Raw genomic sequence first — 21,990 nt, 5'->3', positions numbered from 1 at the left:
GCTTGTGAACCAATTCACAAGCTCGTCGAGGACCCCGGGGGAGGCAGCAGCGGTGCTCGCGACCTACGTCCCGCTCGTCGGGCTGTTCGTGCTGGCGGCGGGGTTCGCGCTGTTCTCGGTGACCGCGGCGCCCTTCATCGGCCCCCGGCGCTACAACCGCGCCAAGCTCGAGGCCTACGAGTGCGGCATCGAGCCGGTCGACCAGCCGCTCACCGGCGGCCGCTTCCCGATCAAGTACTACCTGACCGCGATGTTGTTCATCGTCTTCGACATCGAGATCGTCTTCCTCTACCCCTGGGCGGTCGCCAACGACCAGCTCGGGGTCTTCGGCCTGGTCGAGATGGCCGTCTTCATCGCCACCGTGTTCATCGCCTACGCCTACGTCTGGCGTCGCGGTGGACTGGAATGGGACTGAGCACATGGGCCTGGAAGAGAAGCTCCCCAGCGGCGTCCTGCTGACCAGCGTCGAGAAGCTGGTCAACTGGACCCGGAAGTCCTCGCTGTGGCCGGCCACCTTCGGCCTGGCCTGCTGCGCGATCGAGATGATGGCCTCGGGCGCCGGGCGCTACGACCTGGCCCGCTTCGGCATGGAGGTCTTCCGGGCCTCCCCGCGACAGGCGGACCTGATGATCGTGGCCGGGCGGGTGAGCCAGAAGATGGCGCCGGTCCTCCGCCAGATCTACGACCAGATGCCCGAGCCGCGCTGGGTGCTGTCGATGGGCGTCTGCGCCAGCTCGGGCGGGATGTTCAACAACTACGCGATCGTCCAGGGCGTCGACCACATCGTCCCGGTGGACATGTACCTGCCCGGCTGCCCGCCGCGGCCGGAGATGCTGATGGACGCCATCCTCAAGCTGCACCACAAGATCCAGCACGAGCCGCTGGGCCCCAAGCGGGCGGCGGCGCTCGCCGCTGCCCGGGCCGACGGCACCGCCCCCGACCTGCACGTCGCGATGCCCTCCACGGTGCGGGTGGACAAGGCGGCGAAGAAGGCCTACGAGGACGCCGCCGCCCGCGGCCGCACCGGCCAGTTCGCCATCGAGCAGCGCGGGGGCAACGCCGTCCTGCTGCCGGGTGAGCGGTCGTGACCGGCTTCCGCACCGGCGCCTTCGGCGTCAGCGGCAGCGGTGACACCTCCGGCTTCGGCGGCCTGGTCCGGGTCGAGCCCGGCGGTGCGGTCGCGCTGCACTCCACCGAGCGGCCCTACGGCGGCTGGTTCGACGAGGTCACCGACGCCCTGGTGGACGCCGTCGGGCAGGCCACCTACGACGCCGCCGTGCCGCGGGTGCTCGTCGACCGCGGCGAGATCACCTACTTCGTCGAGCGCGAGCACCTGCTGGCCCTCGTCCAGGCCCTCCGGGACGACGACGCGCTGCGCTTCGAGCTGTGCTCCTCGGTGTCCGGCGTGGACTACCTGGACGCCGGCGGCCCGGCCGGCAAGCGGCTGCACGTCGTCTACCACCTGACGTCGATGACCTACCGGCGCCGGGTCCGGCTGGAGGTCGCCGTCACCGCGGAGGACCCGCACGTGCCCAGCGTGACCCGGGTGTACCCGACGGCCGACTGGCACGAGCGGGAGGCCTTCGACATGTTCGGCGTCGTCTTCGACGGCCACCCGGCGCTGACCCGGATCCTCATGCCCGACGACTGGGACGGGCACCCGCAGCGCAAGGACTACCCGCTCGGCGGCGTCCCCGTGGAGTACCACGGCGCGACGATCCCGCCCCCGGACGAGAGGCGGTCCTACCGGTGACCACCACCGACCCCTACGCCGGTTCGCGCGAGACCACCGAGGGCCGGGTCTACACGGTCACCGGGGGCGACTGGGACCTGACCTTCGGCTCGGACCCGCTCGCCGAGGAGCGGCTGGTCGTGAACATGGGGCCGCAGCACCCCTCCACCCACGGGGTGCTCCGGCTGGTGCTGGACCTCGAGGGCGAGACGGTCACCAAGGCCCGCGTCGTCATCGGCTACCTGCACACCGGCATCGAGAAGAACACCGAGTACCGGACCTGGACCCAGGGCACGACCTTCGTGACCCGGATGGACTACCTGGCGCCGCTGTTCAACGAGACCGCCTACTGCCTGGCGGTGGAGAAGCTGCTGGGCATCGAGGTGCCCGAGCGGGCCACCACCATCCGGGTGCTGGTGATGGAGCTCAACCGGATCGCCTCGCACCTGGTCGGGCTGGCCACCTTCGGCATGGAGATGGGCGCCCTCACCGGGATGACCAACGGGTTCCGCGAGCGCGAGCTCGTGCTGGACCTGCTGGAGGAGATCACCGGGCTGCGGATGAACCACGCCTACGTGCGCCCCGGCGGCCTGGCCCAGGACCTCCCCGACGGGGTCGAGGCCAAGATCCGCGAGTTCCTCACCGTCATGCCCGAGCGGGTCGCCGGCTTCCACCGGCTGCTCACCGGCCAGCCCATCTGGCAGCGCCGGCTGCGCGACGTGGGCTACCTCGACGTCACCGGCTGCCTGGCCCTGGGCGTCACCGGCCCGATCCTGCGCAGCGCCGGGCTGCCCTGGGACCTGCGCAAGGTCGAGCCGTACTGCGGCTACGAGACCTACGACTTCGAGGTCCCCACGGCCGACACCTCCGACGCCTGGGGCCGCTACCTGGTCCGGATGGCCGAGGTCAACGAGTCGCTGAAGATCGTCGAGCAGGCCCTGGACCGGCTGCGCCCGGGCCCGGTGATGGTCGAGGACAAGAAGATCGCCTGGCCCGCGCAGCTGTCCCTGGGCGCCGACGGCATGGGCAACTCCCTGGACCACGTCAAGCACATCATGGGCCAGTCGATGGAGGCCCTGATCCACCACTTCAAGCTGGTCACCGAGGGGTTCCGGGTGCCGGCCGGGCAGGTCTACCAGGCCATCGAGTCCCCCCGTGGCGAGCTCGGCTTCCACGTGGTCAGCGACGGCGGCACCCGCCCGTTCCGGGTGCACGTGCGCGACCCCAGCTTCACCAACCTGCAGGCGACGGCGGCGATGAGCGAGGGCGGCATGATCGCCGACGTCATCGCCGCGATCGCCTCGATCGACCCCGTGATGGGAGGCGTGGACCGATGACCGCGTTGCCGGGATCCGCAGAGGGGACGGCGGTGACCGGGCTGGACTCCAGCCCGACCGAGGTGCGTGCGGACCTCCCGCCGCTCACCGACACCACCCGCGCCGAGTGCCGGGAGCTGATGGCCCGCTACCCGGTGCCCCGCTCGGCGCTGCTGCCGATGCTGCACCTGGTCCAGTCGGTGCAGGGGTACGTCTCGCCCGAGGGCATCGCGCTGTGCGCGCAGGAGCTGGGCCTGACCAAGGCCGAGGTGGGCGCGGTCGCGACGTTCTACACGATGTACAAGCGCCGTCCCACCGGCCGGCACCTGGTCAGCGTCTGCACCAACACGCTGTGCGCGGTGCTCGGCGGCCAGCGGGTCTACGACCGGCTGTCGGCCGAGCTGGGCGTGGGCCACGACCAGACGACCGCCGACGGCTCGGTCACCCTGGAGCACGCCGAGTGCCTGGCCGCCTGCGACTACGCCCCCGTCGTCACGGTGGACTACGAGTTCTACGACCAGCAGGACGTCGAGTCCGCCCTCGAGCTGGTCGCCGCGCTGCGCCGGGGCGAGAAGCCGCCGCCCACCCGCGGTGCCCCGCTGACCGACTTCCGCGGCGTCTCCCGGCAGCTGGCAGGGCTGTCCCAGCACGCCGACGCCGCGGCCGCGCAGGCCGCCGTCGACGGGCCCTCGGCCGGCGTCCCCACCCTGCGCGGGGTGCGGCTGGCCGCCGAGCGCGGCGAGTCGGCACCCCCGATGCCCACCCCCGCCGCCTCGGCATGGGATCCCTCGCACACGGCAGACGGTGCCAGCGATGTGCAAGGGATCCCACGCCAGGGCGGGGCGGGGGACGGCGGGACGCCCGGCGAGCAGGCCGCCGACGCCGAGGTCGCCGCCGCGGACAACCCGGCGGAGCGGGCCGGCGCGCTGTCCAACCACCCCGACCGCCCCGAACCGGCCGGCCGTGCCGCGGCCGACCGGGACGCCGGCGTCGAGCACCCCGCCGAGCAGGCCCAGTCCGGGTCCGGCACCTCGATCGAGCGAGAGGTCTGAGCCATGCCGCTCACCCCCGTCCTCACCACGCGCTACGCCGAGGACCGGTCCTGGACCATCGAGACCTACGAGCGCACCGAGGGCTACGTGGCCTGGCGGGAGGCGCTGGGCATGACGCCCGACGAGCTGGTGACCCTGGTGAAGGACTCCGGCCTGCGCGGCCGCGGCGGCGCCGGGTTCCCGACCGGGATGAAGTGGTCGTTCATCCCGCAGCCCAAGCCGGGGGAGACCCCGACCGGACCGGCCGCCAAGCCCAAGTACCTGGTGGTCAACGCCGACGAGGGCGAGCCCGGGACCTGCAAGGACGTCCCGCTGATGATGGCCGACCCGCACTCCCTGGTGGAGGGCGTGGCCATCGCCTCGTACGCCATCCGCTGCCACTACGCGGTCGTCTACGTCCGCGGCGAGGCCGTGCACGCCCACCGCCGGCTGGTCGCCGCCGTCGCCGAGGCCTACGCCGCCGGCCACCTCGGCAGGGACGTGCACGGCTCGGGCTTCGACCTCGACGTCGTCGTGCACGCGGGGGCCGGCGCCTACATCTGCGGGGAGGAGACGGCGCTGCTGGACTCCCTGGAGGGCATGCGCGGGCAGCCGCGGCTCAAGCCGCCCTTCCCCGCCGTCGCCGGGCTCTACGGCGCCCCGACGGTGGTCAACAACGTGGAGACCCTGGCCAGCGTGCCGTTCGTGGTGCGCGGCGGGTCGGCCTGGTTCAAGGCCTTCGGGCCGGAGAAGTCGCCCGGGCCCAAGATCTACTCGCTGTCGGGCCGGGTGGTGCACCCCGGGCAGTACGAGGCGCCGATGGGCACCACGATGCGCGAGCTGCTGGAGATGGCCGGCGGCGTCCGGCCCGGGCACCAGCTCAAGTTCTGGACGCCGGGCGGTTCCTCCACCCCGTTCTTCACCGCCGACCACCTCGACGTCCCGCTGGACTTCGACTCGGTCGCGGCGGCCGGCTCGATGCTGGGGACGACGGCGCTGATGGTCTTCGACGAGACCGACTCGATCGTCGAGGCCACGATGCGCTTCACCGAGTTCTACGCCCACGAGAGCTGCGGCAAGTGCACCCCCTGCCGGGAGGGCACGTACTGGCTGACCCAGATCCTGGAGCGGCTGGTCGCCGGGCACGGCCGGGCCACCGACCTGGACCTGCTCACCGACACCTGCGACAACATCCTGGGCCGCTCCTTCTGCGCCCTGGGCGACGGCGCGACCAGCTGCATCGCCTCGAGCCTGAAGTACTTCCGCGACGACTACGTCGCGCTGCTGCCCCCCGACGAGCAGGGCCGGCTGGGCCGCTCGCTGCGTCTCGAGCCCGTGGGAGCGATGGCATGACCACCCCCGAACCCGCCCCCGCCCAGGCGCCCGCGGTCCCCGGACCGCACACCCCGGCCGACCACGTCCGCTGCACCATCGACGGCTTCGACGTCGCCGTGCCCGCGGGCACGCTGATCATCCGGGCCGCCGAGCAGATCGGGGTGCAGATCCCGCGGTTCTGCGACCACCCGCTGCTGGAGCCGGTCGGGGCGTGCCGGCAGTGCCTGGTGGAGGTGGAGGGCCAGCGCAAGCCGGTCGCCAGCTGCACGGTGCCGGTCAGCCCGGACATGGTGGTGAGGACCCAGCTGACCAGCGAGGTCGCCGAGAAGGCCCAGCAGGGCACCCTGGAGCTGCTGCTGGTCAACCACCCGCTGGACTGCCCGGTCTGCGACAAGGGCGGGGAGTGCCCGCTGCAGAACCAGGCGATGAGCAACGGGCGCTCGGAGAGCCGGTTCGTCGAGACCAAGCGGACCTACCCCAAGCCGCTGCCGATCAGCTCCCAGGTGCTGCTGGACCGGGAGCGCTGCGTGCTCTGCGCCCGCTGCACCCGGTTCTCCCAGCAGGTCGCCGGCGACCCGTTCATCGAGCTCTTCGAGCGCGGCGCGCTGCAGCAGGTGTCGGTCAGCGAGGGCGAGCCCTTCGAGTCCTACTTCTCCGGCAACACGGTGCAGATCTGCCCGGTCGGTGCGCTGACCAGCGCGGCCTACCGGTTCCGGTCGCGCCCCTTCGACCTGCGCAGCGAGCCCAGCGTCTGCGAGCACTGCGCCTCGGGCTGCGCCCAGCGCACCGACTACCGGCGCGGCACCGTGATGCGCCGGCTGGCCGGCGACGACCCGGCGGTCAACACCGAGTGGAACTGCGACAAGGGCCGGTTCGCCTTCCGTTACGCCGCGGCCAACGAGCGGCTCACCACCCCGCTGGTCCGCCGGGACGGCGTGCTGCAGCCGACGTCCTGGCCCGAGGCCTGGGCCGCCGCGGCCGCCGGCCTGGCCGCCGCCCGTGCGGACGGCGGGGTCGGGGTGCTGCCCGGCGGCCGGCTCACCGTCGAGGACGCCTACGCCTACGCCAAGTTCGCCCGGGTCGCCCTGGGCACCAACGACGTCGACGCCCGGGCCCGCGCGCACTCCGCGGAGGAGCTGTCCTTCCTGGCCGCGCACGTCGCCGGCACCGCGCCCGGCGCCGGGGCGGTCACCTACGACGAGCTGGTCGCCGCCCCCGCGGTGCTGATGGTCGGCTTCGAGCCCGAGGAGGAGTCGCCGATCGTCTTCCTCCGGCTGCGTCGGGCGGTCCGCGAGCGGGCGCTGCCGGTCTTCGACGTCGCCCCGTTCGCGACCCGGGCCGACGAGAAGCTGGACGCCACCCTGCTGGCCACCCCGCCCGGGCTGGAGGGGGCGGTGCTGCGCGCGCTGGCCGCCGACTCGGCCGGTGGTGTGGGCGCCGCGGCCGCGGCGGCGCTGCGGCTGGAGGGTGCCGTCGTGCTGGCCGGTGAGCGGCTGGCCGAGACCCCGGGCGCGCTGTCGGCGCTGTCCGCCCTGGCCCGCGTCACCGGCGCCCGGATCGGCTGGGTGCCCCGGCGGGCCGGGGAGCGCGGTGCCGTCGAGGTCGGCGCGCTGCCCGCGCTGCTGCCCGGCGGCCGGGCGGTGGAGGACCGGGTGGCCCGCGAGGAGGTCGGCGCGCTGTGGGGCGCCGAGCTGCCGGTGAAGCCCGGCCGGGACACCACCGGCATCCTCACCGCCGCCCGCGAGGGCCGCCTCGGTGGCCTGCTCGTCGGCGGTGTCGACCCCGCCGACCTGCCCGACCCCGCGCTCGCCGAGGCCGCACTGGCCGCCGCCGGGTTCGTGGTCAGCCTCGAGCTCTTCCCGACCGCGGTCACCGACCACGCCGACGTCGTCCTGCCGGTGGCCGCCGCCCCGGAGAAGGCCGGCAGCTACCTGGACTGGGAGGGCCGGGTCCGCCCCTTCGACGCGACCCTGCACGGCACCGGCGCGCTGACCGACGCCCGGGTGCTCACCGGGCTGGCCGACGCCCTCGGCGTCCGCCTCGGGCTGGCCGGGGTGGACGCGGCACGCCGCGAGCTGGTGGAGCTGGGCGGCGCCGGGCGGACCCGCGAGGTCCGTGGCCTGGACGTCGCCCCCGCCGCCAGTCCCCGGCTGGGCCCCGACGACGCCGTCCTCGCCTCCTGGCACCAGCTGCTGGACGACGGCACCCTGCAGCGCGACGAGCCGGCGATGGCCGGCACCGCCCGCCCGCCGGTCGCCCGGCTGGGCAAGGAGACCGCGCTGCGCCTGGGCGTCGCCGACGGGGACCCGGTCACCCTGACCGGCCCGGCCGGGTCGATCACCCTGCCAGTGCAGGTCACCGAGATGACCGACCGGGTGGTGTGGGTGCCGATGCGCTCACCGGGCAGCCACGTCCGCACCGGCCTGGGTGCCGGCCCCGGCGCCGTCGTCCGGCTCACCCCGGGGAGCGCCGCGTGAGCGTCCTGGCCGCCACCGACCAGCCCACGCTGGAGGACTTCGGCACCGACGTCTGGTGGATCGTCGTCATCAAGGTCGTCGGCGTCTTCGGCGTGCTGGTGGTCATGACGCTGTTCGCGATCGTCTTCGAGCGCAAGGTCGTCGCCCGGATGCAGCAGCGCTCGGGGCCCAACCGGGTCGGCCCGCGCGGCTACCTGCAGAGCCTGGCCGACGGGCTGAAGCTGGCGTTCAAGGAGGACGTCATGCCGGCGATGGCGGACAAGCCGGTCTACTTCATCGCCCCGGTCATCGCCACGATCCCGGCGTTCCTGGCCTTCTCGGTCATCCCGCTGGGCCCCGAGGTGTCGATCTTCGGCCAGCAGACGCCGCTGCAGCTCATCGACGCCCCGATCGGGGTGCTCATCGTGCTGGCCTGCTCGGCGATGGGCGTCTACGGGATCGTGCTCGGCGGCTGGGCGTCGGGGTCGACGTACCCGCTGCTGGGCGGCCTGCGCAGCGCCGCCCAGATGGTCAGCTACGAGATCGCCATGGGGCTCTCCATCGTCGCGGTGTTCCTCTACGCCGGCACGATGAGCACCTCCGAGATCGTCGCGGCCCAGGCCGGGGGCAACGAGCTGGACTTCTTCGGGCTCACCTTCCAGGGCCCGTCCTGGTACGCCGTCCTGCTGCCGGTGTCCTTCGTCATCTACGTCATCGCCGTGGTCGGGGAGACCAACCGGGCGCCCTTCGACCTGCCCGAGGCCGAGTCCGAGCTGGTCGGCGGGTTCCACACCGAGTACTCCTCGCTGAAGTTCGCGCTCTTCTTCCTCGCCGAGTACGTCAACATGGTCACCGTCTCCGCGCTGGCCGCGACGCTGTTCCTGGGCGGCTGGCGGGCGCCCTGGCCGATCTCGGTCTGGGACGGCGCGAACACCGGTTGGTGGCCGCTGCTGTGGTTCGCCGGCAAGGTCGTCGCCGCGCTGTTCGTCTTCATCTGGCTGCGCGGCACCCTGCCCCGGCTGCGCTACGACCAGTTCATGCGCTTCGGCTGGAAGGTGCTGGTCCCCACCGCGCTGGTGTGGATCCTCGCGGTGGCCACCATGCGCACCGTCTCCCGGGAGTACGACCTGTCCAGCGGCGAGGTCGCGCTCTACGTCGGCGTCCCGATCGCGGCGGTCGTGCTCGGGGTGCTGCTGGTGGCCTCCCGGCGGGCCAACCGGGACACCCGGATCGCCGCGCTCAACGCCGCGGCCGGGTCGATCAACCCGACCGAGCCCGAGGTGCTGCCCCCGGTGCGCACCGCGGGGGCCCGCCGCCGGCCCGCGCAGCGCTCCGGCCCGGCCCGCGCCGAGGGCGGGTTCCCCATCCCGCCGATGGACCTCGTCGTCCCGCCCTCGCCCCGCCTGGGCGACGGCGAACCGGTCGCCGCCGGGTCCGTCGTCAGCACCGGCCGCCGTTCCCGCCCGACCCCCGCCACGGAGGAACCCGATGCCTGAGCAGACCCCCGCCCGGCGCTCCGGCGGTGAGGTCGAGCAGTCCGGGGGGACGGCGTCCGCGCCGGCCAAGCGGACCAGCTGGCTGCCGGCACCGGCCCAGGGCTTCGGCGTCACCTTCGCCACGATGTTCACGAAGGTGACCACCGAGCAGTACCCGGAGACCCCCAAGGTCACCAAGCCGCGCTACCACGGCCGGCACGTGCTCAACCGGCACCCGGACGGCCTGGAGAAGTGCGTGGGCTGCGAGCTCTGCGCCTGGGCCTGCCCGGCCGACGCCATCTACGTCGAGGGCGGCACCAACACCGAGGAGCAGCGGTTCTCCCCGGGGGAGCGGTACGGCGCGGTCTACCAGATCAACTACCTGCGCTGCATCTTCTGCGGGCTGTGCATCGAGGCCTGCCCCACCCGCTCCCTGACGATGAGCAACGACTTCGAGCTGGCCGACGACGACCGCGCGTCGCTGATCTACACCAAGGAGCAGCTGATGGCCCCGCTGCTGCCCGGCATGGAGCAGCCCCCGCACCCGATGCGCCTGGGGGACGACGAGAAGGACTACTACCTGCGCGTGCCGGGGGCGGGCTCGTGACCGACGTGCTGGCCGCCGTCGAGATCGGCACCGGCGAGGCCGTCACGTTCTGGGTGCTGGGCCCGATCGCGCTGGCCGGGGCGCTGGGCATGGTCTTCGCCCGCAACGCCGTGCACTCGGCGCTGTTCCTGGTCAACACGATGCTGGCACTCGGCGTCTTCTACGTCGTCCAGGAGGCACCGTTCCTCGGCGCGGTGCAGATCATCGTCTACACCGGCGCGATCATGATCCTGTTCCTCTTCGTGCTGATGCTGGTCGGCCGGGACTCCTCGGACTCCGTGGTGGAGACCCTGCGGGGCCAGCGGGTCGCGGCCACCGTGCTGGGCGTCGGCTTCGCCGGCCTGGTCGGGGCCGGCATCGCCCGGGCGACCCAGGACCTCCCGGTCGCGGGCCTGGAGGCCGTGCAGGGCGGCGCCGGGGGAGCGGCAGACGGCAACATCGAGGCGATCGCCCGGCTGCTGTTCACCCGCTACCTGCTGGCCTTCGAGGTCACCAGCGCGCTGCTGATCACCGCCGCGGTCGGGGCGATGGTGCTGGCGCACATCGAGCGCGAACCCGGCAGCCGGCAGACCCAGAAGGAGCTGTCCCGCGCCCGGTTCCTCACCTCCGAGCACCCGCAGACCCTGCCCGGCCCCGGCATCTACGCCCGGGCCAACTCGATCGCCGCCCCCGGCCGGCTGCCCGACGGCAGCCCGTCCGAGGCCAGCTTCGCCACCGGGGTCGAGCCCCAGGTGGTCGACGAGCTGCCGCCGGGCGGCCACAGCGGTGGCGGGTGGGGTCCGGGGGCAGGGCGGGGCGATGGCCCCGACGGCGCGCTGGGGACCACCCGCGGGACCGGGGGAGAGCTCCGATGAGCCTGACGAACTACCTGGTGCTGGCCGCGGTGCTGTTCACCATCGGCGCGGTCGGCGTGCTGGTGCGACGCAACGCCATCGTGGTCTTCATGTGCATCGAGCTGATGCTCAACTCGGTGAACCTGACGCTGGTCACCTTCGCCCGGGCCACCGGCACCCTCGACGGGCAGGTCATCGCGTTCTTCGTGATGGTCGTCGCCGCGGCCGAGGTCGTGGTCGGTCTCGCGATCATCATGTCGATCTACCGCACCCGCCGATCGGCGTCGGTCGACGACGCCAACCTGCTGAAGTACTGAGCGGAGCAGACTCGTGGAAACCGTGCCCGCGACGGGCCTGCTCGCTGCGTCCTGGCTGCTGATCGCGCTGCCGCTGGCCGGCGCGGCCGTGCTGCTGCTGGGCGGGAAGCGCACCGACCGGTGGGGCCACCTGCTGGCCATCGGCACCGTCGTCGCCGCGTTCGTCCTCGCTGTCGCGAGCACCGTGCAGCTGTCCGGGCTCACCACGAAGAGCGTCGGCGTGGAGCTGTTCACCTTCATCTCCACCGGGCAGCTGGACGTGACCGCGGGGCTGCTCTACGACCCGCTGTCGGCGGTCTTCGTGCTGCTGATCACCGGGGTCGGCGCGCTCATCCACGTGTACTCGGTCGGCTACATGGCCCACGACCCGGCCCGCCGCCGGTTCTTCGCCTACCTGAACCTCTTCGTCGCCGCGATGCTGCTGCTGGTCCTGGGCGACAGCTTCGTGGCGCTCTACGTCGGCTGGGAGGGCGTCGGTCTCGCCTCCTACCTGCTGATCGCGTTCTGGTACCAGCGCCCGGCCGCGGCCACCGCCGCCAAGAAGGCGTTCGTCATGAACCGGGTCGGGGACGTCGGCCTGGCCCTGGCGGTCTTCGTGATGTTCGTGCAGCTGGGGACGACGTCCTACGCGGGTGTCCTCGGCTCGGTCGGCCTGCTGGCCGGCGGCACGGTCACCGCGCTGGGCCTGCTGCTCCTGCTGGGCGCGTGCGGCAAGTCCGGGCAGTTCCCGCTGCAGGCCTGGCTGCCCGACGCCATGGAGGGCCCGACCCCGGTCTCGGCGCTCATCCACGCGGCCACCATGGTCACCGCCGGGGTCTACCTGATCGCCCGCAGTGCCCCGGTCTTCGACGCCAGCCCCACCGCCCGCACCGTCGTGCTGGTGGTCGGTGCGATCACGATCCTGATCGGCGCGGTCGCGGGCTGCGCCTTCGACGACATCAAGAAGGTGCTGGCCTGGTCCACGGTCAGCCAGATCGGCTACATGTTCCTGGCCGTCGGGCTGGGCCCGGTCGGCTACGTGGCCGCGATCGCGCACCTGCTCACCCACGGCTTCTTCAAGGCCGGGCTGTTCCTGGGCGCGGGATCGGTCATGCACGGCATGGGCGACCAGACCGACATGCGCCGCTTCGGCGGCCTGGCCGGGCGGATGAAGACCACGTTCGTCACCTTCGGGCTGGGCTACCTCGCCCTGATCGGCTTCCCGTTCCTGTCCGGCTACTGGACCAAGGACGCGATCATCGAGGCCGCCTTCGACCGGGGCGGGGTGTCCGGGTACCTGCTGGGCGGGGTCGCCGTGCTGGGGGCCGGGCTGACCGCGTTCTACATGACCCGGCTGATGCTGATGACGTTCGCCGGCCGCCCCCGCTGGGAGGACGGCGTGCACCCGCACGAGTCGCCCGCGGTGATGACGGCGCCGATGGTGGTGCTGGCCGTCGGGTCGGTGGCCGCGGGCTTCCTGCTGGTGGAGGTGTTCCCGCTCGCCGACTGGCTGGCCCCGGTGTTCGGGGCGCCGGAGGAGGCGACCGCGCACGTGGTCCCGCCGCTGGCGGTCAGCGTGCTGGTGACCCTCGTCGTCGCGGTCGGGGTGCTGGTGGCCTGGCTGTTCGTCGGCCGCCGCGAGGTCCCCGTCGTCGCGCCCGAGCGCGTGTCGCTGCCGGTGCGCGCGGCCCGCAACGCCCTCTACGCCGACACCGTCAACGAGACGGTCTTCATGCGGCCGGGGATGTGGCTCACCCGGGCCCTGGTCTACGTCGACAACCGCGGCGTCGACGGCCTGGTCAACGGCATCGGCGCCGGCCTCGGCGGGTCCTCGTCCCGGCTGGGCCGCACCCAGACCGGCTTCGTCCGCTCCTACGCCCTGGGCATGCTCGGCGGCGCCGTGCTCGTCGCCGCCGCCCTGCTGGCGGTGGCCTCGTGAGGCCCGTCCCCGTGCCCGCCCACACCTCCTCCGGACCCAGGGAGCACACCCCGTGAGCGACTTCCCGTGGCTGCTCACGATGATCGCGGTGCCCGCGGTGGGTGGCGCCGTCGTCGCCGCCCTGCCCAGGGGCCGGGACGCCCAGGCCAAGGTCGTGGCGCTGGCCGTCAGCCTGGTCGTGCTGGTCCTGGCGGTGCTGGCCACCGTCGCCTTCGACGTCGGCGGCGAGCGGTTCCAGCTGGCGACGTCGGTCTCCTGGATCCCGGCGTTCGGCGTCGACTTCGCCCTGGGCGTCGACGGCATCGCGCTGGTGATGCTGCTGCTCATCGGGGTGCTGGTGCCGGTCGTCGTCGTCGCGTCCTGGCGGGACACCGGGCCCGGCGGGCGGCCGATGAAGGCCTACTTCGCCTGGCTGCTGGTGCTCGAGGCGATGATGGTCGGGGTCTTCGTGGCCACCGACGTGTTCCTGTTCTACGTCTTCTTCGAGGCGATGCTCGTCCCGATGTACTTCATCATCGGCAGCTTCGGCGGACCCCGCCGGCAGTACGCCGCGGTGAAGTTCTTCCTCTACAGCCTGCTCGGCGGGCTGGTCATGCTGGCCTCGGTCATCGGGCTGTACGTGGTGAGCAACAGCCAGCTCGGCGAGGGCACGTTCGCCTTCGACGCGCTGCGCCAGCTGGAGATCGACCCGGGCGTGCAGAAGCTGCTCTTCCTCGGCTTCTTCATCGCCTTCGCCATCAAGGCCCCGCTGGTGCCCTTCCACACCTGGCTGCCCGACTCCGGTGCCGAGGCCCCGATCGGCGGCGGCGTGCTGCTGGTCGGCGTGCTGGACAAGGTGGGCACGTTCGGCTTCATCCGGTACTGCCTGCCGCTGTTCCCCGACGCCGCCCGCGACTTCGCGCCGTACGTGCTGGTGCTCGCGGTCCTGGGCATCGGCTACGCCGCGCTGTTGGCGATGGGACAGTCCGACCTGAAGCGGCTGGTCACCTACACGTCGATCGCACACTTCGGCTTCATCGCGCTGGGCGTCTTCGCCTTCACCACCGAGGGCGGCACCGGCGCGGTGCTCTACATGGTCAACCACGGCATCTCGACCGGGCTGCTCTTCCTGGTCGTCGGCATGCTGATCGCCCGCGGCGGGTCCCGGCAGATCGGCGACTACGGCGGCGTCGCCACGAAGGCCCCGCTGCTCGCCGGGGTGCTGCTGGTGGCGGGCCTGGCCAGCCTCGCGCTGCCGGGCACCAACAGCTTCGTGTCCGAGTTCCTGGTGCTCATCGGGTCGTTCCCGACCTGGCCGGTCGCCACCGTGCTCGCGACCGTCGGCATCGTGCTCGCCGCGCTGTACGTGCTGCTGATGATCCAGCGCACCATGCACGGCCCGGCTCGCGGCCTGGTGCTGGAGAAGCCGGGTGCGTTCCGTGACCTGGGCCGCCGCGAGCTGGTCGTCGTCGCGCCGCTGATCGCGCTGGTCATCGGGCTGGGCGTCTACCCGCAGCCGCTGCTGGCGCTGATCGACCCCGCCGTCGCCGCCACCATGGTCGACGTCGGCTCCGACCCGGCGGGCACCGAGCCGGTCACCGCCGAACCCACCTCTGAGCAGGGAGCCGACTGATGGGTCCGATCCAGGCGCCGTCGCTGTCGCTGGCCGCGCTCGCCCCGCTGCTCCTCGTCTTCGGGGCTGCCGCGATCGGCGTGCTCGTCGAGGCGTTCGCCCCCCGCGCCGTCCGGCACCCCGTCCAGGTCGCCCTCGCCCTGGTCGGCACCGTCGGGGCGTTCCTCGCCACGCTGCTGCTGGCCGTGGACGGCACCGAGGAGGTCACCGCCGCCGGCGCCCTCGCCGTCGACGGCGCCGGGCTCTTCCTGCAGGCCACCATCGCCGGCCTGGGCGCGCTGTCGGTCCTGCTGTTCGCCGAGCGCGGGCTGGACCCGGCCCGGTCCTCCTTCGTGGCCGCGGCCGCCGTCCCCGCCGGCAGCCCGCGCGACCGTGAGCTGCTCACCAGCGAGCGGGTGCAGACCGAGGTCTACCCGCTGGCCGTCTTCGCCGTCGGCGGGATGATGCTCTTCGTCACCGCGAACGACCTGCTGGTCATGTTCATCGCCCTCGAGGTGCTCAGCCTGCCGCTGTACCTGATCTCCGGACTGGCCCGCCGGCGCCGGCTGCTGAGCCAGGAGGCGGCGGTCAAGTACTTCCTGCTCGGTGCCTTCGCCTCCGCGTTCTTCCTCTACGGCCTGGCGCTGGTCTACGGAGCCACCGGCACCATCCGGCTCTCCGGGATCCGCGAGTCCGTCACCACCGAGGGCACCGGCACGCTGCTGGTCCTGGGTCTCGGGCTGCTCGTCGTCGGCCTGCTGTTCAAGGCCTCAGTCGCGCCCTTCCACACCTGGACGCCGGACGTCTACCAGGGCGCCCCCACCCCGGTCACCGCGTTCATGGCCGCCTGCACCAAGGTCGCCGCCTTCGGCGCGATCCTGCGGCTGCTCTACGTCGCCTTCGGCACGGCGGACTGGACCTGGCGCCCGATCGTCTACGGCATCGCCATCGTCTCCATGCTGGTCGGCGCGGTGCTGGGGCTCACCCAGACCGACGTCAAGCGGATGCTGGCCTACTCCTCCATCGCGCACGCCGGGTTCCTGCTCACCGGCGTCATCGGCCTGGGCGGGGGGACCGGCTCGGGCCTGGCGGCCACGCTGTTCTACCTGCTGGCCTACGGGCTCACCACGCTGGGCGCGTTCGCCGTGGTCACCCTGGTCCGCGACGGCGACGGCGAGGCCACCCACCTGTCCCAGTGGGCCGGCCTGGCCACGCGGTCCCCGCTGACCGCGGGGATCATGGCGTTCCTGCTGCTGGCCCTGGCCGGCATCCCGCTGACCAGCGGGTTCACCGGGAAGTTCGCGGTCTTCCGGGCCGCCATCGAGGTCGGCGCCTGGCCGCTGGCGGTCATCGCGCTGGTCGCCAGCGCGGTCGCCGCGTTCTTCTACCTGCGGCTGATCGTGCTCATGTACTTCTCCGACCCGGCCGTCGACGGGGCCACGGTCGGCGTCCCCGGCCTGCCCACGACCATCGTGCTGGCCGTGACGGTGGCCGCCACCCTGGTCCTCGGGGTGGTCCCCGGCTCGGTGCTGGACCTGGCCGACCGCGCCGCGACGCTGGTCGGGTGAGCGGGCCGGTGGAGCCGCCCACCGGGCGTCCAGCCAGGCCGTCTATCTTCGACCGTTGATGACCGGAGCCAGCACCGCCACCCCCGGGGGCGGGAGCCAGACGCAGCTGTGGAACCGGTCTGCCACCCCGGCGTCCACGATCGGGGCCTGGCTGCCCGAGGGTGAGCTGGGGGAGTCCCTCGCGGCGGGCCTGGCCCGCGTCGAGAGCGAACTGCAGGCCGCCGTCGTCAGCGAGCACGAGTTCGTCGGCGAGGCAGCCGCGCACCTGATGACCGCCGGTGGCAAGCGCTTCCGCCCGGTGCTGGCCCTGCTGGCCGCCCACCTGGGCGACGCCGAGGACCCCCAGGTCGCCACCGCCGCGGTGGTCTGCGAGCTGACCCACCTGGCCACGCTGTACCACGACGACGTCATGGACGAGGCCGCCGTCCGCCGGGGCGCGGCGAGCGCCAACAGCCGGTGGAGCAACAGCATCGCCATCCTGACCGGCGACTTCCTCTTCGCCCGGGCCTCGGACCTGCTCGCCGACCTCGGCCCCGACGCCGTCCGGGTGCAGGCCCGCACCTTCGAGCGGCTGGTCACCGGCCAGATCCGGGAGACCGTCGGCCCGGCACCCGGCGAGGACCCGATCGCCCACCACCTGTCGGTGCTGGCGGACAAGACCGGGTCCCTGGTCGCCACCTCGGCCCGCTTCGGGGCCACCTTCGCCGGCGTCGACCCGGCCGTCGTGGCCGACCTCACCGCCTACGCCGAGGAGGTCGGGGTGGCCTTCCAGCTCTCCGACGACCTCATCGACATCGTCAGCGAGTCCGGCACCTCGGGGAAGTCCCCGGGCACGGACCTGCGCGAGGGCATCGCCACCCTGCCGGTGCTGCTGGCGCTGGCCGGCGACGACCCGGCCGAGGCCCGGCTGCGCGAGCTGGTGGCCGGCCCCGTCACCGACGACGCCGAGCACGCCGAGGCGCTGGCCCTGCTGCGTTCCTCGGCCTCGCTGGCCCGCGCCACCGAGGTGCTCGAGCAGTACGCCGACCGGGCCCGCGCCCGGCTGGGCAGCGTGCCCGACGGCGAGGTCCGCGAGGCGCTGTCCGCGTTGTGCGCGTACGTCGTCACCCGCAGCGCCTGAACGAGGGTCACGCCGCCCCCCACCGCTCGGGGGCCCGCGGCGGGCCCCTGCAGCGTGGCCGGACGGCAGGGACAGTGGGGGGCATGGGGAACCCACGTACCGCTCGACTGACCGCTCTGCTGGCCGGTGCGGTGCTGCTCGCCGGGTGCAGCGCCGCCGACTCCTCCGACGCGGCCGACGAGCCGCCCGCCGGAGCCCCCGCACTGCAGGTGGAGACGGTCCTGGACGGCCTGGACCACCCCTGGGACGTCGCGCAGGCCCCCGACGGCACGCTGCTGCTCGACGAGCGGGACGGCCGGCTGACCGTCGTCCTGCCCGACGGCACCTCCCGTGCGCTCGACGCCGACCTCGACGACGTGTGGGCCGAGGGCGAGACCGGTCTGATGGGCCTCGTGCTCGACCCGGCCTTCGACGACAGCCGCCGGTTCTACACCTGCTCGGGCATCACCGACGGCGGCGCCGACGGCGGGCCCGGCATCGAGGTCACCGCCTGGACCGTGGACGAGGGCTGGACTGCGGCCACCCGGGTCGCCGACCCGCTGGTGGGTGGCATCCCGGTCAACGCAGACTCCGGCCGGCACGGCGGCTGCCGGCTGCGCTTCGACGACGCCGGACAGCTGCTGGTCGGCACCGGGGACAACGCCGTCGGCACCAACGCCCAGGACCTGTCCACGCTGGCCGGCAAGGTGCTCCGGGTGGACCCGCAGACCGGGCAGCCCTCGGCGGGCAACCCGTTCCTGGAGCTGACCGACCCCACCTCGCACGCGATCGTCGGCTACGGGCACCGCAACGTGCAGGGCCTCGCCGTCCAGCCGGGCACCGGCGCCGTCTTCACCGCCGAGCAGGGCAGCCAGGTCGACGACGAGGTCAACCTGGCCACCGACGGCGGAAACTACGGCTGGGACCCGGTCGGTGCGGGCGACTACGACGAGTCGGTGCCGATGACCGACACCGAGATCCCCGGCGCGATCGAGGCCGTCTGGTCCTCCGGGGACCCCACGATCGCGGTCTCGGGCATCACCTTCCTCGACGGCGAGGAGTGGGGCGCCTACGACGGGCTGCTGCTGCTGGGCGTGCAGAAGGACACCGGCGTGCTGGCCCTGCGGCTGGGCGAGGACGGCTCGCTGGTCGAGCAGTTCCGCGTCCCCGAGCTCGAGGGCACCTACGGCCGGGTGCGCAGCCCGCAGCTGGGCGCCGACGGCGCGCTGTACCTGACCACCGACAACGGCGACGGCGAGGACCAGCTGCTCCGGGTCACCCCCGCGAGCTGACCCGGGCGGGCACCGGGGTGCCCGCCGGCAACAGCGGGCAGGGCTCCGGGGTGCCCCACGCGGTCCGCAGCGGCAGCACCCCGGCCCAGTCCGCCACGGGGTCGGCGAGGTCGCGCTCGTCCTCCCCGGGTGGGCCGGTCCGGGTCTTGACGCTGGCCTCGGTGAGGTCCAGCGCCAGCACCGACGTCGCGGCGAGCTCCTTGCGGTCGGGCTGTCGGGACGCCGTCCACGAGCCCGGCGCCAGGTGCTCGGTGAGGACGCCGAGGCCGTGCCACCGCTCGTCCGGGTCGGTGACCAGCCGGGCCACGCCCTGCACGACGGCGCTGCGGTGGTTCATCGAGTGGTGGAAGGAGGACCGGGCGTAGACGATCCCGTCGACGTGGGTGACGGTGAAGCAGACCGGCACGCCCGATGCCGCCGCGCGCAGCGTGGCCGCCCCGGTGGAGCCGTGCAGGTACAGCGTCTCGCCGTCCCGGCCGTAGCCGGTGGGCAGCACCAGCGGGCCGGTCGGCAGTGTCATGCCCAGGTGGCCCACCAGGCCGGCGTCGAGCACGGCGTACAGCTCGGCGCGGTCGGTCCGGGCCCGGACGGCGTTGCGGCGCACGGTGGACCGGGGGGTGGGGGAGAGCGGCAGGCTGGTCACGGTCCCCAGCGTGGCCGCCGGCGTGGCATCCTCCCAGGGCCAATCTGCACCGATCCCACCAGTCCACCGGAGCGACGATGACCGAGCCGCCCGTCCTGCTGGACCGGCGCAGCGGCGTGCCGCTGGCCGTCCAGCTCGCCGACGGCCTGCGCTCCTCCCCGGTGCTCCGCGTCGGGGACCGGCTGCCCTCCACCCGGCAGCTGGCGAGCACCCTCGGCGTCAGCCGCACGGTGACCGCGGCCGCCTACGACCAGCTGCTCGCCGAGGGCTGGCTGGAGGGCCGCCGTGGGGTGGGCTCCTTCGTCGTCGGGACGCCCCCGGCTGCACCGGTCGACCGGCGGTCCCGCCCCGACCCGACGCCCTCGGTCGCGGTGGACCTGCGACCCGGGGCACCGTGCCTGGAGGTCCTGGACCGGGCCGCCTGGCGCCGGGCCTGGCGCGCCGCGGGGGACGAGCCGCCCGACGTCGGCTGGGACCCGATCGGCACCCCCGCCTTCCGCACGGCCGTCGTCGAGCACCTGCTGCGCCACCGCGGCCTGCCCGCCGACCCGGCCGACGTGCTGGGCACCAGCGGCACCTCCGCCGGCGTCGCCGAGGTGGCCCGGCTGCTGCCGCCCGGCTCCCGGGTCGGCGTGGAGGACCCCGGATACGGCAGGGCGGTCGGTGCGCTGCTGGCCACCGGCGTCACGGTCGTCCCGCTGCGGGTCGACCACGACGGCCTGGTCGTCGACGAGGTCCCCGCCGGGCTGGCCGCGGTCTACTGCACGCCGGCCCACCAGTTCCCGCTCGGCGGTCGGCTGCCCGCCGCCCGCCGGGTCGCGCTGGTGGAGCGGGCCCGCGCGGAGGGCACCCTGGTGCTGGAGGACGACTACGACGGCGAGCTGCGCTACGACGTCGCCCCGCTCCCGTTGCTGGCCTCGCTGGCACCCGACGTCGTCGTCCACCTCGGCACGACGTCCAAGGTGCTCAGCCCGACCCTGGGCGTCGGCTGGCTGGTCGCCCCACGGCCACTGCGGGACCGGCTGGTGGAAGCCCGCACCGCGACCGGCACCCGGCCGGCCCGGGCCGGGCAGCGGGTCCTCGCCGCGCTGGCCGGGCACGGCGACCTGTCCCGGCACCTGCGCCGGCTCCGCCGCGAGCTGGCCGCCCGCCGCGACCTGGTCCGCGGGGCCGTCGCCGACGCCGGGCACCGCACGGTCGGCGACGCCGCCGGGGCCCACCTGGTGGTGCCGCTGGCCGACCGGGCCACCGAGGAGCGGGTCCGTGCGGACGCGCTGGCCGGTGGGGTGGCGGTGGACGGGCTGGCCCGGCACACCACGGCAGCAGGGGGGGCGGCCGGGCTCGTCGTCGGCTGGGCAGCTCCCACCCGGGCGGAGCTGGTCGACGCCCTCGCCGTGCTGACCGGGGCCCTGCGGGGCGTCAGACCCTGACGGGGAGGGCCAGCGGACCGCGCAGCACGGTCGCCACCCGCGGGGTCGGCGCGCCGGCCAGCCGCAACCCCGGGGCCCGCTCGGCCAGCACCCGCAGCGCCACCTCGCCCTCCAGCCGTGCCAGCGGGGCACCCAGGCAGTAGTGCGCGCCCCCGGAGAACGCCAGGTGCGGGGCGGCCTGCACGCGGTGCAGGTCGAACCGGTCCGGGTCGGTGTGCACCGCCGGGTCGCGGTTCGCGCTGGCCAGCAGCAGCAGCACGCCGCTGTCCCGGCGCACCGCCCGCCCCTCGATCTCCACGTCGGAGTGGGCGAACCGGGCGGTCAGCTGCACCGGCGGGTCGAAGCGCAGGGTCTCCTCGACCGCCGCGCCCGCCAGGCCGGGGTCGGCCACCAGTGCCGCCCACTCGCCCGGCGTGCGCTGCAGCGCCTGCACGGCGTTGCCGATCAGGTTCGTGGTCGTCTCGAACCCGGCCACCAGCAGCAGCTGGGCCAGGGCCAGCACCTCGTCGGCGGTGGCGGTCCCGCCGTCGACGGCGGTCGCCAGCGTGGAGACGACGTCCTCGCCCGGGTCGAGGCGGCGCTGCTCCAGCAGCTGGGCGAACAGTGCCCGCAGGTCCGCGGTGGCCCGGGCCAGCTCCCGGGCGTGCGCGGGGCTCTTCACGCCGTCCAGGGCCGAACCCAGCGCGCGGCCCCAGCGGGCGAACCGCTCGCTGTCCACGTCGGGCACGTCCAGCAGGGCGGCGATGACGGTGATCGGCAGCGGGGATGCCAGCTCGGTGACCAGGTCGAACGGGCCGCGGCGGGTCAGTGCGGTGTCCAGCAGCTGTGCGGTGACCCGCTCGGCCACCTCCCGGTAGTGCGCCAGCCGCCGCGGGGCGAACGCCGGCTGGGCCAGCCGGCGCAGCCGGGTGTGGTCCGGTGCGTCCAGGGTGAGCAGCGACAGGTCCACCGGCTCCAGGAGCGAGTCCTCGCCGCCGCCGAGCCGGTCGCCGCCGTCGGAGAGCCGGACGCCGAACCGCCGGTCCCGCAGCACCGCCTCCACCGAGGCGTGCGTGGCCAGCGCCGTCAGCCCGGTGCGCGAGCGGACCGGGCCACCGGCCAGCTGAGCGGCGCGCAGCTGGGCGTAGACCGGGTAGGGGTCCAGCCGCCACGGCCGGTGCAGCAGCCGGGCCACCCGGTCCCCACGCAGAGCCAGGGCCAGCCCGCCGGCGCGCAGTGCGCCGATCCGCAGGCCCAGGGCGGCGTCGGCGGTGAGCCGGCCGATCGCCGTCCTGGGCTCACCGGGACGGACGACGCTGTCGGTCCCGGTGCTCACCGGCGCTGGTGGCCGGTGAGGGAGTACGTGTG

The 21,990-nt window shown here is 73.9% G+C and carries 19 protein-coding genes; 17 read left to right on the top strand and 2 right to left on the bottom strand.

Features of this window, described 5'->3' with window-relative positions; genetic code table 11:
* The first annotated feature begins 52 nt into the window (after positions 1-52).
* From AC0IVP_RS14295 to AC0IVP_RS14220, 16 genes are all read left to right on the top strand, one after another.
* Positions 53-415: an NADH-quinone oxidoreductase subunit A gene (locus AC0IVP_RS14295; RefSeq protein WP_056289347.1), complete on the top strand. Its 363-nt coding sequence runs from the start codon at positions 53-55 to the stop codon at positions 413-415.
* Positions 416-419: 4 nt separating this feature from the next.
* Positions 420-1,088, top strand: coding sequence for a NuoB/complex I 20 kDa subunit family protein (locus tag AC0IVP_RS14290; RefSeq protein WP_056289345.1), 669 nt, complete (start codon positions 420-422; stop codon positions 1,086-1,088).
* Positions 1,085-1,753, top strand: coding sequence for an NADH-quinone oxidoreductase subunit C (locus tag AC0IVP_RS14285; protein ID WP_056289341.1), 669 nt, complete (start codon positions 1,085-1,087; stop codon positions 1,751-1,753). The genes AC0IVP_RS14290 and AC0IVP_RS14285 overlap by 4 nt, the downstream gene beginning before the upstream one ends.
* Entirely contained in the window at positions 1,750-3,069 is a 1,320-nt protein-coding gene (locus tag AC0IVP_RS14280) for an NADH-quinone oxidoreductase subunit D (RefSeq protein WP_056289339.1), read from the top strand. Before AC0IVP_RS14285 ends, AC0IVP_RS14280 begins: the two co-directional genes overlap by 4 nt.
* Before the next feature lie 32 nt (positions 3,070-3,101).
* Positions 3,102-4,100 (top strand): NADH-quinone oxidoreductase subunit NuoE, encoded by a 999-nt coding sequence (gene nuoE / locus AC0IVP_RS14275; protein WP_471757349.1) that lies wholly within the window; start codon positions 3,102-3,104, stop codon positions 4,098-4,100.
* Between the two features lie 3 nt (positions 4,101-4,103).
* Entirely contained in the window at positions 4,104-5,432 is a 1,329-nt protein-coding gene (gene nuoF, locus AC0IVP_RS14270; RefSeq protein ID WP_471757347.1) for an NADH-quinone oxidoreductase subunit NuoF, read from the top strand.
* Positions 5,429-7,891, top strand: a complete 2,463-nt coding sequence (locus tag AC0IVP_RS14265; protein WP_471757345.1) for an NADH-quinone oxidoreductase subunit G — start codon at positions 5,429-5,431, stop codon at positions 7,889-7,891. Before nuoF ends, AC0IVP_RS14265 begins: the two co-directional genes overlap by 4 nt.
* Positions 7,888-9,366 carry an NADH-quinone oxidoreductase subunit NuoH gene (gene nuoH / locus AC0IVP_RS14260; RefSeq protein WP_471757343.1) on the top strand — a complete coding sequence of 493 codons (1,479 nt, stop codon included), beginning with the start codon at positions 7,888-7,890 and terminating at the stop codon, positions 9,364-9,366. Before AC0IVP_RS14265 ends, nuoH begins: the two co-directional genes overlap by 4 nt.
* The gene (nuoI, locus tag AC0IVP_RS14255; protein WP_082556476.1) at positions 9,359-9,952 is read left to right on the top strand and encodes an NADH-quinone oxidoreductase subunit NuoI; all 594 of its coding nucleotides are present in this window, start codon (positions 9,359-9,361) and stop codon (positions 9,950-9,952) included. The genes nuoH and nuoI overlap by 8 nt, the downstream gene beginning before the upstream one ends.
* Entirely contained in the window at positions 9,949-10,806 is an 858-nt protein-coding gene (locus tag AC0IVP_RS14250) for an NADH-quinone oxidoreductase subunit J (RefSeq protein WP_471757341.1), read from the top strand. The genes nuoI and AC0IVP_RS14250 overlap by 4 nt, the downstream gene beginning before the upstream one ends.
* Positions 10,803-11,102: an NADH-quinone oxidoreductase subunit NuoK gene (gene nuoK / locus AC0IVP_RS14245; RefSeq protein ID WP_056289320.1), complete on the top strand. Its 300-nt coding sequence runs from the start codon at positions 10,803-10,805 to the stop codon at positions 11,100-11,102. The genes AC0IVP_RS14250 and nuoK overlap by 4 nt, the downstream gene beginning before the upstream one ends.
* A gap of 13 nt (positions 11,103-11,115) precedes the next feature.
* On the top strand, positions 11,116-13,020 hold the full coding sequence (gene nuoL, locus AC0IVP_RS14240) for an NADH-quinone oxidoreductase subunit L (RefSeq protein WP_200938681.1): 1,905 nt from the start codon (positions 11,116-11,118) through the stop codon (positions 13,018-13,020).
* 52 nt (positions 13,021-13,072) lie between these two features.
* Entirely contained in the window at positions 13,073-14,632 is a 1,560-nt protein-coding gene (locus tag AC0IVP_RS14235) for an NADH-quinone oxidoreductase subunit M (protein WP_471757339.1), read from the top strand.
* Entirely contained in the window at positions 14,632-16,179 is a 1,548-nt protein-coding gene (gene nuoN / locus AC0IVP_RS14230; protein WP_056289313.1) for an NADH-quinone oxidoreductase subunit NuoN, read from the top strand. The genes AC0IVP_RS14235 and nuoN overlap by 1 nt, the downstream gene beginning before the upstream one ends.
* 58 nt (positions 16,180-16,237) lie before the next feature.
* Positions 16,238-17,299, top strand: a complete 1,062-nt coding sequence (locus AC0IVP_RS14225) for a polyprenyl synthetase family protein (protein WP_082556475.1) — start codon at positions 16,238-16,240, stop codon at positions 17,297-17,299.
* A gap of 83 nt (positions 17,300-17,382) precedes the next feature.
* Positions 17,383-18,570, top strand: coding sequence for a PQQ-dependent sugar dehydrogenase (locus AC0IVP_RS14220; protein ID WP_471757337.1), 1,188 nt, complete (start codon positions 17,383-17,385; stop codon positions 18,568-18,570).
* On the opposite strand, the gene AC0IVP_RS14215 is transcribed toward AC0IVP_RS14220, so the two are convergent.
* A complete protein-coding gene (locus tag AC0IVP_RS14215; protein WP_471757335.1) occupies positions 18,554-19,213 on the bottom strand; it encodes a pyridoxamine 5'-phosphate oxidase family protein in 660 nt (219 codons plus the stop codon). The genes AC0IVP_RS14220 and AC0IVP_RS14215 overlap by 17 nt on opposite strands.
* Positions 19,214-19,290: 77 nt before the next feature.
* Here AC0IVP_RS14215 and AC0IVP_RS14210 point away from each other — a divergent pair, with 77 nt between their 5' ends.
* Complete coding sequence (locus AC0IVP_RS14210) at positions 19,291-20,643, top strand: aminotransferase-like domain-containing protein (RefSeq protein WP_471757333.1); 1,353 nt, start codon at positions 19,291-19,293, stop codon at positions 20,641-20,643.
* On the opposite strand, the gene AC0IVP_RS14205 is transcribed toward AC0IVP_RS14210, so the two are convergent.
* The gene (locus AC0IVP_RS14205) at positions 20,633-21,958 is read right to left on the bottom strand and encodes a cytochrome P450 (protein WP_471757331.1); all 1,326 of its coding nucleotides are present in this window, start codon (positions 21,956-21,958) and stop codon (positions 20,633-20,635) included. The genes AC0IVP_RS14210 and AC0IVP_RS14205 overlap by 11 nt on opposite strands.
* Positions 21,959-21,990: the final 32 nt, after the last annotated feature.

It is taken from the genome of Klenkia sp. AC732, assembly GCF_979256525.1.
This window is presented reverse-complemented; position numbering and strand designations above follow the sequence as displayed.